Consider the following 14,523-nt stretch of genomic DNA (forward strand, 5'->3'; position numbering starts at 1 on the left):
ACCCAGTTCGTACCCATCCACGCTTCGCGTGATCCCCTGTGGTGTGCCGGGCCCGGACAGCTGGCTCGACCAGTGTCACGGAAGGGTCCGGTCAAGGCGTCGCGCCCGGCACGCTGTGGCCATACCCACCTCTCCCGAGCGCACAAACCTGAACGGAACCGATGTCTGACGAAACGCGTCCATTGGACAACACAGCAGGCAGCGCAGTACGCACCGCGGCCGTGATTCCGGCCGCTGGACGGGGCGTGCGCCTCGGTCCGGGCGCCCCCAAGGCGCTGCGCGCGCTGAGCGGTACTCCGATGCTGATCCATGCCGTCCGGGCGATGGCGGCGTCCCGCGCCGTCTCCCTCGTCGTGGTGGTCGCGCCGCCCGACGGTGCCGCCGAAGTGAAGACCCTGCTCGCCGATCACGCCCTGCCCGAGCGCACCGACTTCGTCGTCGTGCCCGGTGGGGAGAGCCGGCAGGAGTCGGTGCGGCTCGGGCTCGAGGCCCTGCCGGCCGGCATCCACATCGTGCTCGTGCACGACGCGGCCCGCCCCCTCGTGCCGGTCGACACGGTCGACGCGGTCATCGAGGCCGTACGGGACGGGGCCCCGGCCGTCGTTCCGGCGCTGCCGCTCGCGGACACGGTCAAGGAGGTCGTGCCGAGCACCGACGGTTCGCCGGAGCCGGTCGTCGCGACGCCCTCGCGGGCCAAGCTGCGGGCCGTGCAGACGCCGCAGGGGTTCGACCGGGAGACGCTCGTGCGCGCGCACGAGGCCGTGACCGAGGACGTGACGGACGACGCCGGGATGGTCGAGCACCTCGGTCACCAGGTGGTGCTCGTGCCCGGGCACGAGGAGGCGTTCAAGGTGACGCGGCCGCTCGATCTCGTCCTGGCCGAGGCCGTGCTTGCCCGGAGGAGGGCCAACGATGGGTTCTGACCACATGGTTCTTCCGCAGGTCGGCATCGGGACCGACATCCATGCCTTCGAAGAGGGCCGCGAGCTGTGGTGCGCCGGGCTGAAGTGGGAGGACTCCGGTCCCGGGCTCGCGGGGCACTCCGATGCGGATGTCGTGGCGCATGCGGCCTGCAACGCACTGTTCTCGGCTGCCGGGCTGGGTGACCTCGGTCAGCACTTCGGGACCGGGCGACCGGAGTGGTCGGGGGCGAGTGGGACCACGCTGCTCGCGGAGGCCGCGCGGATCGTGCGCGAGGCCGGGTTCGTGATCGGGAACGTGGCCGTGCAGGTCGTCGGCCCCCGGCCCAAGATCGGCAAGCGGCGCGACGAGGCGCAGAAGGTCCTCTCGGAGGCCGCGGGGGCGCCGGTGACGGTGTCGGGTGCGACCACGGACGGGCTCGGGTTTCCCGGGCGCGACGAGGGGCTGATGGCGGTGGCGACGGCGTTGGTGGCGCGGGTGTAATCCGCCGGTCACCGCCGGGGCGCTGCCCCGGACCCCGCGCCTCAAGCGCCGGCGGGGCTGAAAGATCGGGGCTCTGCCCCGGACCCCGCGAGTCTCGTTCCAGAGCGGGGCTTAATTTGCCCCGGGAGCTTATTGCGCATGCTTCGCAGTTAGCATGGGTGGGCAAAATGGGTTCCGTCAGGGTTGAGGCAGGCGATGGGTGAATACGTGATCCGCGTGGCCGGGGACGGCGACGTGGACGAGGCCCGTGCCGTCATGCTGGACACCGTGTACCGCGACCTGCGCTCCGGGTACGTGCCGCGCTGGCACGCCGACATCATCGACCCGGCCGCCCACTACCTGCGCCCCGAGCGCTGCACCCTGCTCGTCGCCGAGCACCGGGAGAGCGGCGGGATCGTCGCGACCGGCGCCGTCCGTGACCGCGGGCCCGCCGCCCCGCCCAACCCGCAGTGGGTCGCCGACCGCTTCCCCTCCGGGTCCACCGCCCAGCTGTGCCGGATCTACGTACGCCCCGAGCATCGCAGGCACGGACTCGCGCGGACTCTCGTGAGGGAGCTCGTCGACTTCGTGGCCGGGGTCGGTGGGTACGAGGCGCTGTACCTGCACACCGATCCCGCCGTGCCGGGCGCCGAGCCCTTCTGGCGCTCCCTCGCCCAAGAGGTGTGCGACGAGCGGGAGTTGGCGGGGGGTGGCCAGGGCATCGTGCACTTCGAGCTGCCGCTGCCCGCGCCGGTTCCCGCGTACGCGCCCGTCGGCTGATGCGGCGCCGCGGCTTTCTGCTGGCGGCGGCCGGGATCGGGCTGACGTCCGCCTGCGGCTCGTTCACCGGGACCGCGCGTCGCGGTCGGATCGCCGTCGACCTCGCCTTCGCGCCCACCCAGGGCCTCTCCCCGTACAGCGACGACGGGCTGCTGCTCAGCCGGCTCGCCGTCGTCGACGGGCTCACCCGGATGGATACGGAGGGCGTCGTCCATCCCGCGCTCGCCGAGAAGTGGGCCCGCACGTCCGCCACCACCTGGGAGTTCACGCTGCGCGACGCCCGGTTCCAGGACGGCGGGCGGGTCACCGCCGATGCCGTCGAGGGCGCGCTGACGCGGGCCGGGCGGGCGAAGACGCAGCCGCGGGTGCTCAGCGACATGCGGCTCACCGCGCGCGCCGTGGGGGAGCGGACCGTGCGGATCACCACGGGCACCGCCGACCCGCTGCTGCCCGCCCGGCTCGCGAACCCGTCGCTCGCGATCTTCTCCCCGGCCGCGTACAAGAAGGGCGGCGGCGTCGATCCCGTCGGGACCGCCACCGGGCCGTTCGCGCTGACCAAGGTGAACGGGGCCGTGTCCGCGACGCTCGACCGGTTCGACGGGCACTGGCGGGGGCAGGCGGCCGCGCGCGGGCTCGACGTGACCTTCGTCGCCGACAACAACGCCCGCGCCAACGCGCTGCGTTCGGGCCAGATCGAGATCGCCGAGTTCGTGCCCGCCGCCCAGGCGCTCGTCCTCGGCGACCGGGCGCGGGAGGTCGCCACCGTGCGCACCACGACCCTGTACCTGAACACGCGGACCGGGCCGCTCGCGGACGCCGGGCTGCGGGCCGCCGTGCGGGAGTCCATCGATACGAGCGCCCTCGCGCGCAGCGTGTACGAGGGGTACGCCACGCGGGGCACGGGCCTGCTCGGTCCCGGTTTCGCCTGGGCCGACGGCAAGCAGCTCCCCGTCACGGGCCGCGCGAAGGCCGCGAAGCCGCACGGGCGGACGCTCACCCTCGCCACGTACACCAACCGGGCCGAGCTGCCCGAGGTCGCCGCCGCGCTCCAGCAGCAGCTGCGGCGCGCCGGATTCGCGGTGCGGCTCGTCGTGAAGGACTACGCGCGCCTGGAGTCGGGCGCACTGGACGGGGAGTACGACGCGTTCCTGATGTCCCGGTCCACCGCGCTCGACACCGGCGACCCGGTCTCGTACTTCGCCTCCGACTTCACCAGCGGCGGAAGCTTCAACATCTCGCAGTTGAGCGACCGCGGGGTGGACGGCCTCGTGCGCGAGGCCGCCGGGCTCGAAGGGGCGGCGCGGCACCGGGCCATGCTGCGCGCCGAGGCCGCGATCCTCGGCACCGACGCGGCCGTGCCGATCGTCCACGAACAGCATCTGCAGGGCGTCGGGGCCGGGGTGCGCGGGGTCGTCCTCGACCCCTATGAACGACAGTTCGTCGGCTTGGAGACGCGCGCCTGATGTCCCGTATCCGCAAGGGCCTGTCCGTGACGGTGGGCCGCGTGGGCGCCGCCGCCGGGCTGCTCGTGCTCACCGCGCTGCTGCCCTGGCTGACCCGCACCGACCCCGCGCTCACCGTGCTGCATGCGCGCTACGGCGACGCGCCCACGACGCCGAAGCAACTCGCTGAGGTGCGGGACCAACTCGGCCTGGACGAAGGGCCGTTCACGTTCCTCGGGCAGTGGGTGCGGGGGCTCGCGCACGGGGATCTCGGCGCGTCGTGGGTGACCGGCGCCGATGTCGCCTCCGACGTGGGCGGCGCGTTCTGGGTGTCCGTGTCCCTCATGGCGTACGCGATGGTGGTCGCGGTCGTGCTGGCCGTGGCGCTGTGCCTGCCGACGCTCCGGCGCGCGCGGCCCGAACCCGCGCACGGGGTGGGTGCGGGGATCCTCGCCGCGCTCCCCGAGTTCCTCCTCGCCTCCGTCCTCGCGACGCTGTTCGCCGTGCACCTCCACTGGTTCCCGGCGCAGGGCTGGGCCTCGCCCGCCTCGGCCGTGCTGCCCGCGCTCGCCCTCGGCATCCCGGCAGGGGCCGTGCTCGGGCGGCTCGGCCAGGACGCGCTGCCCGCCGCGTTCGCCGAACCGTGGGTGCGTACGGCGCGGGCGAACGGCATGCCGCGCCCGCGGATCGCCCGGCACGCGGTGCGGCGGGCGCTGCCCGCGGTGCTGCCGCAGGCGGGGCTCACGGTGGTCGGGCTGACCGGGGCCGCGGCCGCGGTGGAGGCGGTCTTCGCGATCCCGGGGCTCGGCGGCACGGCCGTCGCGGCCGCGCTCGACCTCGACCTGCCGCTGCTCCAGGGCTGCCTGCTGGTGCTGCTCGCGTTGGGTGTGGTGGCGGCGGTGCTCGTCGGGCTCGTGCGCCGGCGGCTGCTCGGCCCCGCGCTCGAAGCGGGCGCGCTGCCGGGGCTCGCGCGGGTGACCGGGGGCGGGCGCGGGCGGCTGTACGCCGCCGGGGCGCTGGCCGCCGGGCTGCTCGCCGTCATCGTGTGGGGGCTGACCCGCGATCCGCTCCAGGTCGACCTGGCCGCCAGGCTGTCGGGTCCTTCCGGCGCCCACCCCTTCGGTACCGACGCGCTCGGCCGCGACGTCCTCGCCCGGCTCGGCCACGGGGCGCTGCGCACGCTCGCCGTGGCGGCGGCCGTCTGCGCCGTGTGCTTCGTGGTGGGCGTCGGCCTGGGGCTGATGCGGTGGACCGCGGGGCTCACCGAGGTCGCCAACGCGCTGCCCGCGATCCTGGCGGGTCTCCTTGTCACCGGGCTGTTCGGGGCGGGCGTCGCGGGGGCGGCGGTCGCCGTCGCCGCGGTCGGCTGGGCGCCGCTCGCCGCGCACACGGCGGCCGTCGCCGAGGCGGAGCGGGGGGCCGGGTATGTGGAGGCGGCGGTCGCCTCCGGCGCGGGGCGGTGGCAGGTGTTGCGGAGGCACGTGCTGAGCGCGGTGGTGCCGACGGTGGGGCGGCACGCGGTGCTGCGGCTCGCGCCGACGACCCTGGCGCTTGCGTCCCTGGGTTTCCTCGGCCTCGGTACGCAGCCGCCGACGCCGGAGTGGGGGCGGTTGCTGATGGAGAACCTGCCGTATGCGGAGCGGGCGCCGTGGTCCGTGCTTGCACCTGCGGTGGGGCTGGCCGGGGTGGGGGCGATCGTGGTGTTGGCGTCGGCCGCCGGCCTGAGGCGGAAACGATGACCGGCCACGGGGCTCCGCCCCGGACCCCGCGCCTCAAACGCCGGCGGGGCTTGATCTATCAAGCCCCTGCGGCGATTGAGCAGCGGGGTCCGGGGCAGCGCCCCGCGACCGCAACGCCGAAGCGGCGATTGATCCGGGGGCTTCCGCCCTACCTCCGGATGCTCGCCGGGACCCAGCTCGCGTTCAACATCGGCTTCTATGCCGTGCTGCCCTACCTCGCCACCCACCTCGCCGACACCATCGGGCTCGCGGGCTGGGCCGTGGGGCTCGTGCTCGGGCTGCGTACGTTCAGTCAGCAGGGGCTCTTCGTGGTCGGGGGCGCGCTCACCGACCGGTTCGGGCCGCGGCCGGTCGTGCTGGCCGGGTGTCTGCTGCGGATCGCCGGGTTCGTGTGGCTCGCCTTCGCGGGCAGCACGGTCACCGTCGTCGCCGCGGTCGTGCTCGTCGGGTTCGCCGCCGCGCTGTTCTCGCCCGCCGTCGAGTCGGAGGCGGCCCGCGAGGCCGTCCGCCACGAGCGCGCCACCGGCGTCCCGCGCGCCCAGGTGCTCGGCGTCTTCTCTGCGGCCGGGCAGGCCGGCGCGTTCCTCGGGCCGCTGCTCGGCACCGCGCTGCTGTACGCCGGGTTCCGGGCCGCGTGCCTGGCGGGCGCGCTCGTCTTCGTGGGGGTGTTCGCCGGGCACGCGCGCCTGATGCCGCGCCGCGAGCGCGCCCCCGGTACGCGCCGCGTCAAGGGCGGCCGCGCCGTCTTCGCGAACCCCCGCTTCCTCGCGCTCTGCCTCGCGTACAGCGGCTACCTCATCGCCTACAACCAGCTCTATCTCGCGCTGCCGGTCGAGATCACCCGCGCCACCGGCTCGCAGGACGCGGTGGGCCTCCTCTTCGCGCTGTCCTCGCTGCTCGTCGTCGGCGCCCAGCTGCCCGTCACCCGCTGGTCCGCGGCCCGGATCGCGCCGCGGATCGCGCTGACCGGGGGACTGCTCCTGGTGGCGGCGGGGTTCGCGACGGTCGCGGCCACGGCCCCGTACCTCCCGAGCCACACCCCGTACGCGCTGCTGCCCGCCTGCGCGCTGGTCGTGCTGCTCACGCTCGGCCAGATGCTGCTCGTCCCGGCGGCGCGCGGCCTCGTCCCCGACCTGGTGGACGAGCGGCACCTGGGCCTCGCGACGGGGGCGCTGTCCTCCGTCTCGGGGCTCGCTGTACTGGCCGGGAGCGCCGGAACGGGCGCGCTGCTCACCCTGCCCGCGCCCGCCCTGTGGTCGGCGCTCGCGGTGGTGCCGCTGGCGGCGGCGGGGCTCGCCCGCTTCGTGACACCTGTGCGAAAAGAGCGCCGAAATACCGGCCCGCTCGGGTGCGTTCCCGGAGGATCGGGTACGCGCCAACCGTCCCCCGAGAAGGAGTGAGGCCATGTCAGCCCAGCTGTCCGACGAGCTCAAGGCACTGCTCGACAGCAAGGTGTTCATCGCTGTCGCCACGATCCAGCCCGACGGGAGCCCCCAGGTCTCCCCGGTATGGGCGAAGCGCGACGGTGACGACGTCCTGTTCTCCACGACCGTCGACCGCCGCAAGACGAAGAACCTGCAGGCCGACCCGCGCGTGACGGTGATGGTCCAGCCCGCCGACAACCCGTACGCCTACGCCGAGATCCGCGGCACCGTGGAGATCACCACGGAGGGCGGCCAGGAACTCATCGACGAACTGTCGCTGAAGTACACCGGCAAGAAGTACGCGGAATTCAACCCGACGTCCGGCCAGGACGCCGAACGAGTGGTCGTCCGGGTGCGCCCCCGCAAGGTCGTCGGCCGAGTCTGAGCCGATCAAGGCAAATCAAGCCCCGCCGGCGTTTGAGGCGCGGGGTCCGGGGCAGCGCCCCGCGACCGCACCCCCGTGGGGGCATGCCGGGACGCAGGCCCCAGCCGACAACCCGGTATACGGCCGGAGGCCCATGGCACACCTCCGGGCCTACTACCCTGGAGGGGTGACTATTCGCCTGTACGACACCAGCGCCCGGCAGATCCGTGACTTCACCCCGCTCATTCCGGGCTGTGTCTCGATCTACCTCTGTGGCGCCACGGTGCAGGCGGCCCCGCACATCGGGCACATCCGGTCGGGGCTCAATTTCGACATCATGCGCCGCTGGTTCTCGTACCGCGGCTACGACGTCACGTTCGTGCGCAATGTGACGGACATCGACGACAAGATCATCAAGAAGGCCGGGGAGCAGGACCGGCCCTGGTGGTCGATCGGGTACGAGAACGAGCGGGCGTTCAACGACGCGTACACCGCGCTCGGTTGCCTGCCCCCGACCTACGAGCCGCGTGCCACCGGGCACGTGACCGAGATGGTCGAGATGATGCGCGGCCTCATCGAGCGCGGGCACGCGTACGAGGCCGACGGGAACGTGTACTTCGACGTGCGGTCGTTCCCCGGCTACCTGGAGCTGTCCAACCAGGAGCTCGACAACCTGCTCCAGCCGTCCGGCGAGGGCGAGACCGGCAAGCGGGACCCTCGCGACTTCGCCATGTGGAAGGCCGCCAAGCCCGGCGAGCCCAGCTGGGAGACGCCGTGGGGCCGGGGCCGTCCCGGCTGGCACCTGGAGTGCTCGGCCATGGCCCACAAGTACCTGGGGCCGGCCTTCGACATCCACGGTGGCGGGATCGACCTGATCTTCCCGCACCACGAGAACGAGATCGCGCAGGCCAAGGCCTTCGGCGACGACTTCGCGACGTACTGGGTGCACAACTCGTGGGTCACGATGTCCGGCGAGAAGATGTCGAAGTCGCTGGGCAACAGCGTGCTGGTCAGCGAGATGGTCAAGCACTGGCGGCCCATCGTCCTCCGCTACTACCTGGGCACCCCGCACTACCGCTCCACCATCGAGTACAGCGAGGACGCGCTGCGCGAGGCCGAGTCGGCGTTCGCCCGGATCGAGGGCTTCGTGCAGCGGGTGAGCGAGCTGGCCGGTGGCACGGTCGCGCCCTCGGACGAGGTGCCGCCCGCGTTCGCCGAGGCCATGGACGACGACCTCGGCGTCCCGCAGGCGCTCGCCATCGTGCACACCGCGGTGCGGCAGGGGAACTCCGCCCTCGCCGCCGACGACAAGGAAGCCGCCGTCGCCCGCCTCGCCGAGGTGCGCGCCATGCTCGGCGTCCTCGGCCTCGACCCGATCGACGAGCCGTGGGTCGGGACGGACAGCGGTTCCGGCGAAGACCTGCACGGCGTCGTCGACCACCTCGTACGGCTCCTGCTGGAGCAGCGCGAGGCGGCCCGTGCCCGCAAGGACTGGGCCACCGCCGACGCCATCCGCGACCGGCTCAAGCAGTCCGGACTGACCATCGAGGACAGCCCCTCGGGGCCGCGCTGGACGCTCGGCTGACAGAGGCTGAGCAGCCGAATGTGCTGCCCGGCGCTTCGGGCGGCACACTTCATAGACGTACGCACACATCCGTAGACGTAGACGTAAGAGACAGGTAGGTCATGGCCGCCAACAGCAACCGCCGCATGTCCGGCAAGAAGGGCGCGCAGGTAGGCAGCGGTGGCAATCGGCGCCGCGGCCTCGAGGGCAAGGGCCCCACGCCGCCCGCCGAGATGCGCAAGGGGCACGCCAAGCAGCGTGCCGCCAACGCCAAGACCAAGCGCGCCCAGGGCCGTCCGGCCAACCGCACCGGCGGTCCGCGCGGCAAGTCCACCTCCGAGATGGTCGTCGGCCGCAACCCGGTCGTCGAGGCGCTGCGCGGCGGCGTGCCCGCCACGACGCTGTACGTGCAGCAGTTCATCGACAACGACGAGCGGGTGCGCGAGGCCCTGCAGGTCGCCGGTGAGCGCGGCGGGATCCACCTCATGGAGGCCCCGCGCCCCGAGCTCGACCGCATGACCAACGGGCTCAACCACCAGGGCCTCGTCCTCCAGGTCCCGCCGTACGAGTACGCGTTCCCGGAGGACCTCTCCGGCGCCGCGTACGACGCGGGCGTGGACCCGCTGATCGTCGCGCTCGACGGCGTCACCGACCCGCGCAACCTCGGCGCCGTCGTCCGCTCCGTCTCCGCCTTCGGCGGCCACGGCGTCGTCGTGCCCGAGCGGCGCGCGGCCGGGATGACGGCGGGTGCGTGGAAGACGTCCGCCGGTACCGCGGCGCGCACGCCGGTCGCCCGCGCCACCAACCTGACCCGCACCCTGGAGCAGTACAAGAAGGCGGGCATCGCCGTGGTCGGCCTCGCCGCCGACGGTGAGCACACCGTGGGTGACCTGGAGGCCCTCGGCGGCCCCGTCGTCATCGTCGTCGGCAGCGAGGGCAAGGGCCTGTCCCGCCTCGTCGGTGAGACCTGCGACTACCGCGTCCGCATCCCGATGCCGGGCGGCGCCGAGTCGCTGAACGCCGGCGTCGCCGCGGGCGTCGTCCTGTACGAGGCGGCCCGCCGCCGCGCCTGACCCGCACCCGGCTGTCCGGGCCCCGAGATCCTTGACGGGGCCCGGACATTTCGGTGGGGTTGAGGCAGTGTCCTAAACACACATCACTCGGTTAGATGAGTGTGGACACCAGAACGCCCCGCACACCCTCGGGTGACCGCACGTCGGGATTCGACGACGGTCCCGCGCTGAGCATGGTGAAGGTTCCGTGCGATCCGGCGCAGGTCATCGTCAACCACGCGAGTTTCCGCGTGCAGCTCCCCACGGCGCAGCAGTCGCAACTCCCGCGCATCTCACGGCACTTGAGCGCCACGGGCGTGGCCGGAGCCGACGCGGCGACCACCCGCATCCCCGTCATCACCGCCGCAGGTACGCCCGGCGCCCGGCGCCGCCGCCCCGTCGTCAGAGCCGGCGGAGGCCTCGACACCAGCGGACTCCTGCAGGGCGCGCGCCGCTCCGGCGAACCGGACGAAGGCACCGCCACGCAGGTCATCCCGCGCGTCGACGAGCGCGACTTCGCCGACGACCTCGGCCTCTACCGCGACTCGCCCACCGACGAAGCCACCCAGGAGACGCCCACCGTCGGCCCCTGGCAGGGCGGCGCGGACACGCCCACGCGGATCCTGCCGCGCATGCGCCAGTCCGGCAGCGCCTTCGAGGAGACCGGCGAGCTCGAGCAAATCCCGTACGGGGACGACGAGTTCGACGAGCGGACCGGTTCGCCGGACGGCGGCAGGGACGGCGGTTCCGAAAGCGAGAGCACGGCCGCCCGCCGCTACGGACCCGTCCGGCACGCCTACTATCCCGGCCGCCGGATGAACCTCGGCGTCGTGCTGCTCCCGCTGCGCGTCTTCCTCGGCTTCATCTCCATCTACGCCGGCATGGGCAAGCTCTGCGACCCCGTCTACTTCGACGGCGGCGAGCGCGGCTCGATGGTCAAGTGGCTGAACTCGCTGCACCCCTGGGCCCTCGCCGAACCGCTCCGCGACTGGGCGCTCCAGCACCCCGTCGGCGCGGGCCTCGTGATCGCCTTCCTCCAGGTCATCGTCGGCGTGCTCACGGTCCTCGGCCTGTGGCAGCGGCTCGCCGCCGGCGTCGGTGCGCTGCTCTCCGCGGCGCTGCTTGTCACCGTCAGCTGGAAGACCCTCCCCGCCTACGACGCGCCCGACATCATCTACCTCGCCGCCTGGTCCCCGCTGATCATCGCCGGGGCCCCCGTCTACTCCATCGACGGCAAGCTCGCGGGCGGCGCCTGGCGGCGGCTCGGACCGCGCGCCGCGCTGTGGGACCTGCGCGGCTACGTCCTGCGCCGCGGCACCGTCGTCGCGACCCTCGTCATCGGTGCCACGCTGCTCATCGGCTCGGTGCTCGGCGGCGCCGTCCGCGACGCCGACCGGGTCACCGCCCCGGGCCCCGGCGACGCGCCCCGCAACGAGGTGCCCGGCTCCCCGCTCCCCTCCGAGCCCGGCACCAGCGCCTCGCAGCGCCAGCACACCAGGAGCCCTTCGGCCTCGTCCTCCAACGCGCCGACGCAGGGCACCACGTCGAGCCCGTCCGGGTCCCCCAGCTCCGCCGGCGCGACCGCGGGCACGGGCGCCACGAGCGGCACCAGCGGCACCACGACGACGCCGACCCAGGGCACCACCGCGGGCCAGGCCCCGCCCCAGCAGTCGGCGCCGCAGCAGCAGCCGCCGTCGAGCACCGGCGGCGCGCCGACCTCGGGCGGCACGTCATCGGACGGCGGCACGTCGTCCGGCGGCCAGGACGGCAAGAAGTCGGGCCTGGTGGGCGGACTGCTCGGCGAGTAACGCGCCCTTCCTCCCCTTACGACGATGGGGCCCCGCACGTGGATCGTGCGGGGCCCCATCGACGTACGGGGAGGGAAGTCGTAGCGAGAAGAAGGGGAGAGAGCGGAACGCTCAACGCCCCTGTGCGGCAAGCTCCTTCGCGGCCTCCGTGAGGTCCTTCGCCGTGTCGATCGCCCGCCAGTACGCGCCCTGCGGGAGCTGGAAGCCGGCCAGCCGCTTGGCGCGGGCCAGCCGCGGGAACGTGGCGCGCTCGTGGTCCCCGAGGTCCGGCAGCAGCGAGGCGAACTCGGCGGAGAAGACGTACACGCCCGCGTTGATCAGATACGGGGACGGCGGCGCCTCGATGAAGTCGGTGATGTGGCCGAACGCGTCCGTCTCCACGGCGCCCCACGGGATGCGCGGGCGGGCCAGCGCGAGGGTCGCGGTCGCCTCCCGCTCATGGTGGAAGTCGGCCATCTCCTGCAACGAGAACCGCGTCCAGATGTCGCCGTTCGTGGCGTACCAGGGGCGGTCGGCGTGCGGCAGATGCGCGGCCGCGAACTTCAGGCCGCCGCCGCGGCCGAGCGGCTCCTTCTCGACGACCGTGGTGACCCGCAGCGGCAACTCCGCCTGGTCGAGCCACTCCTGGAGCACCTCGGCGAGATGGCCGCAGGAGACGACGGCGTCGGTGACGCCCTCCTCGGCGAGCCAGGTCAGCTGATGGCCGATGATCGGCGTGCCCGTGCCGGGGATCTCCACCATCGGCTTGGGCCGGTCGTCGGTGTACGGGCGCAGCCGCGAGCCCTGGCCGCCCGCCAGGACCACGGCCTGGGTGGGGCGGTGGGGGTGCAGAAGCGGGCCGTGCGCGGACGGTTCAGCGGTCGTCATGACCGGAACTGTACGTGCGCACGACCCGCGGGGACGCCAGCGGCTCGACGGTCGAGCGCGGCTCGGGGACCGGTTCGCGGCTCGGGGCCGGTCCGGCGCTCAGGCCCGGAAGCCGGCCACACCCGAGGCGAACGAGGTATCACAGACAGGGCGGGCGAAGGCCTGCGCGCGCGCAGGACCGTAGGTCTCCACGGCGGCACGGCCGAGGGCCTTGGCGATCGCCATGCAGTGCCGGGCGAGCGACGGGCGGCGGTCGATCTCCTGCTGGAGGTGAGTGAGTGCAACGCCGGGGTTCTCCTCCTGGAGTTCGAGGAGGAGGCGGTCGCGCAGCACGTCCTGGGGGGCGCGCGACTTGGCGCGCTTGGAGACGTCCTGTGAGGAGGCCGTGAGAACCGATTCCGAGGAATTCCCGGACCAGTTGACTCGGGTGACCGCGAGCGTCCCGGAGAGAACCAGCATCACCGGCAGGACGAAGGCGAGCGTACGGGCGGCGCGGCGGGCGGGGCCCTGGCCCCGGGCACGGCGCGACTTCTGGGTGTAGTTGGCAGAGTGCGTCACGCGAATGAGCGTAGCGCTCGGTGATGATTTGGCGACATTTGGTCACTCTGATGAGGGACGAGCAAAGAGGTTTTGTTGCATACGTGTTGACGTTGCTGGGCCAAATGCCCGAGTTGCCGGGGTATTTGTCGACAATGGCGAGTGAATGCGCGAGGGCCCCGCACCGAAGTGCGGGGCCCTCGCGGCCGATTGTGCGGCCGTCCGTCAGTCGGCCGTCCGTCAGTCGGAGAGGCGCTCGCCCGTGGAGGACGAGAACACGTGGGTCTCACCGGCGCGCGGCACGACGTGCAGCTGGGCGCCCTTCTCCGGCACCTGGCGGCCGTTCACGCGGACGACGAGGTCCTTGTGCTCGCCGCCGACCTCGGCAGCGCCGTAGACGTAGCCGTCGGCGCCGAGCTCCTCGACCACGTTCACGGAGACGGCGAGGCCGGCCGGGGCGTCCGAGACGTCCTTGGCGAGGGACTTGGCGGCCTCGCTGTTCGTCTCGATGATGTCGAAGTGCTCGGGGCGGACGCCGACGTGGACCGTGCGGTCGCCCTTGTCGGAGGCGGCCTTCAGGGCCTCGCGGTCGATCGGGACGACCGAGTTGCCGAACTTCACGCCGCCGTCGGTGATCGGGACCTCGACCAGGTTCATGGCCGGGGAGCCGATGAAGCCGGCGACGAAGAGGTTGGCCGGGCGGTCGTACATGTTGCGCGGGGTGTCGACCTGCTGCAGCAGACCGTCCTTGAGGACCGCCACACGGTCGCCCATCGTCATGGCCTCGACCTGGTCGTGGGTGACGTAGACGGTGGTGATGCCGAGACGGCGCTGGAGCGACGCGATCTGCGTACGCGTGGACACACGGAGCTTGGCGTCGAGGTTCGACAGCGGCTCGTCCATGAGGAACACCTGCGGCTCACGCACGATGGCGCGACCCATGGCGACACGCTGACGCTGACCACCGGAGAGGGCCTTCGGCTTGCGGTCCAGGTACTCGGTGAGGTCGAGGATCTTCGCGGCCTCTTCGACCTTCGTGCGGATCTCCGCCTTGTTCACGCCGGCGATCTTGAGCGCGAAGCCCATGTTGTCGGCGACGGACATGTGCGGGTACAGCGCGTAGTTCTGGAACACCATGGCGATGTCCCGGTCCTTCGGCGGCAGGTGCGTGACCTCGCGGTCACCGATGCGGATCGCACCGCCGTTGACGTCCTCGAGACCCGCGAGCATGCGCAGGGAGGTCGACTTTCCGCAGCCGGACGGGCCGACGAGGACGAGGAACTCGCCGTCCTCGATCTCGATGTCCAGGCCGTCGACCGCGGGCTTGGTGGAACCCGGGTAGACGCGGGTCGCCTTGTCGAACGTGACAGAAGCCATGGCTGTGAAGCCCCCTTCACCGGCAGGAACGTGCCGGACGATCCGTTGTAAAGAAGGTGAGCCGCCATGGCGGTGCCACGGCGGTGTAGCACTGGTGTAGTCCACGCGGGTGAACTGCTCGGACTGTAAGCGGCGGGCAGTGGGTTTGTCAGTACCCCGGGACACGTGACCTTCGAGGAAATTTTC

13 protein-coding genes are annotated in these 14,523 nt (G+C 72.7%); 10 read left to right on the plus strand and 3 right to left on the minus strand.

Annotated elements, in window-relative coordinates; genetic code table 11:
• The first annotated feature begins 161 nt into the window (after nucleotides 1–161).
• The 10 genes from ispD (at nucleotide 162) to OHA73_RS24165 (ending at nucleotide 11,556) form a co-directional block, all read left to right on the plus strand.
• Nucleotides 162–923 (plus strand): 2-C-methyl-D-erythritol 4-phosphate cytidylyltransferase, encoded by a 762-nt coding sequence (gene ispD / locus OHA73_RS24120; protein WP_327656095.1) that lies wholly within the window; start codon nucleotides 162–164, stop codon nucleotides 921–923.
• Entirely contained in the window at nucleotides 913–1,404 is a 492-nt protein-coding gene (gene ispF, locus OHA73_RS24125; RefSeq protein ID WP_327656096.1) for a 2-C-methyl-D-erythritol 2,4-cyclodiphosphate synthase, read from the plus strand. Before ispD ends, ispF begins: the two co-directional genes overlap by 11 nt.
• A 195-nt stretch (nucleotides 1,405–1,599) precedes the next feature.
• Complete coding sequence (locus OHA73_RS24130; RefSeq protein ID WP_327656097.1) at nucleotides 1,600–2,163, plus strand: GNAT family N-acetyltransferase; 564 nt, start codon at nucleotides 1,600–1,602, stop codon at nucleotides 2,161–2,163.
• On the plus strand, nucleotides 2,163–3,626 hold the full coding sequence (locus OHA73_RS24135; protein ID WP_327656098.1) for an ABC transporter substrate-binding protein: 1,464 nt from the start codon (nucleotides 2,163–2,165) through the stop codon (nucleotides 3,624–3,626). The genes OHA73_RS24130 and OHA73_RS24135 overlap by 1 nt, the downstream gene beginning before the upstream one ends.
• A complete protein-coding gene (locus tag OHA73_RS24140; RefSeq protein ID WP_327656099.1) occupies nucleotides 3,626–5,344 on the plus strand; it encodes an ABC transporter permease subunit in 1,719 nt (572 codons plus the stop codon). The genes OHA73_RS24135 and OHA73_RS24140 overlap by 1 nt, the downstream gene beginning before the upstream one ends.
• A 158-nt stretch (nucleotides 5,345–5,502) precedes the next feature.
• Complete coding sequence (locus OHA73_RS24145) at nucleotides 5,503–6,744, plus strand: MDR family MFS transporter (protein ID WP_327656100.1); 1,242 nt, start codon at nucleotides 5,503–5,505, stop codon at nucleotides 6,742–6,744.
• A 4-nt stretch (nucleotides 6,745–6,748) separates the two neighbouring features.
• Nucleotides 6,749–7,153, plus strand: a complete 405-nt coding sequence (locus OHA73_RS24150; protein WP_266712549.1) for a PPOX class F420-dependent oxidoreductase — start codon at nucleotides 6,749–6,751, stop codon at nucleotides 7,151–7,153.
• A 166-nt stretch (nucleotides 7,154–7,319) separates the two neighbouring features.
• Nucleotides 7,320–8,717, plus strand: coding sequence for a cysteine--tRNA ligase (cysS, locus tag OHA73_RS24155; RefSeq protein ID WP_266712550.1), 1,398 nt, complete (start codon nucleotides 7,320–7,322; stop codon nucleotides 8,715–8,717).
• 101 nt (nucleotides 8,718–8,818) lie between these two features.
• Complete coding sequence (gene rlmB / locus OHA73_RS24160; protein ID WP_266712551.1) at nucleotides 8,819–9,769, plus strand: 23S rRNA (guanosine(2251)-2'-O)-methyltransferase RlmB; 951 nt, start codon at nucleotides 8,819–8,821, stop codon at nucleotides 9,767–9,769.
• A gap of 101 nt (nucleotides 9,770–9,870) precedes the next feature.
• Nucleotides 9,871–11,556: a DoxX family protein gene (locus OHA73_RS24165; protein WP_327658515.1), complete on the plus strand. Its 1,686-nt coding sequence runs from the start codon at nucleotides 9,871–9,873 to the stop codon at nucleotides 11,554–11,556.
• A gap of 111 nt (nucleotides 11,557–11,667) precedes the next feature.
• Here OHA73_RS24165 and OHA73_RS24170 read toward each other — a convergent pair whose 3' ends face one another.
• From OHA73_RS24170 to OHA73_RS24180, 3 genes are all read right to left on the minus strand, one after another.
• Entirely contained in the window at nucleotides 11,668–12,423 is a 756-nt protein-coding gene (locus OHA73_RS24170) for a nucleotidyltransferase family protein (protein WP_266712552.1), read from the minus strand.
• A 99-nt stretch (nucleotides 12,424–12,522) separates the two neighbouring features.
• Entirely contained in the window at nucleotides 12,523–12,981 is a 459-nt protein-coding gene (locus OHA73_RS24175; RefSeq protein WP_266712553.1) for a hypothetical protein, read from the minus strand.
• A 219-nt stretch (nucleotides 12,982–13,200) separates the two neighbouring features.
• A complete protein-coding gene (locus OHA73_RS24180) occupies nucleotides 13,201–14,337 on the minus strand; it encodes an ABC transporter ATP-binding protein (RefSeq protein ID WP_266712554.1) in 1,137 nt (378 codons plus the stop codon).
• Between the last annotated feature and the right edge of the window lie 186 nt (nucleotides 14,338–14,523).

It is taken from the genome of Streptomyces sp. NBC_00483 (assembly GCF_036013745.1).
In the GTDB taxonomy this organism is placed as follows: domain Bacteria; phylum Actinomycetota; class Actinomycetes; order Streptomycetales; family Streptomycetaceae; genus Streptomyces.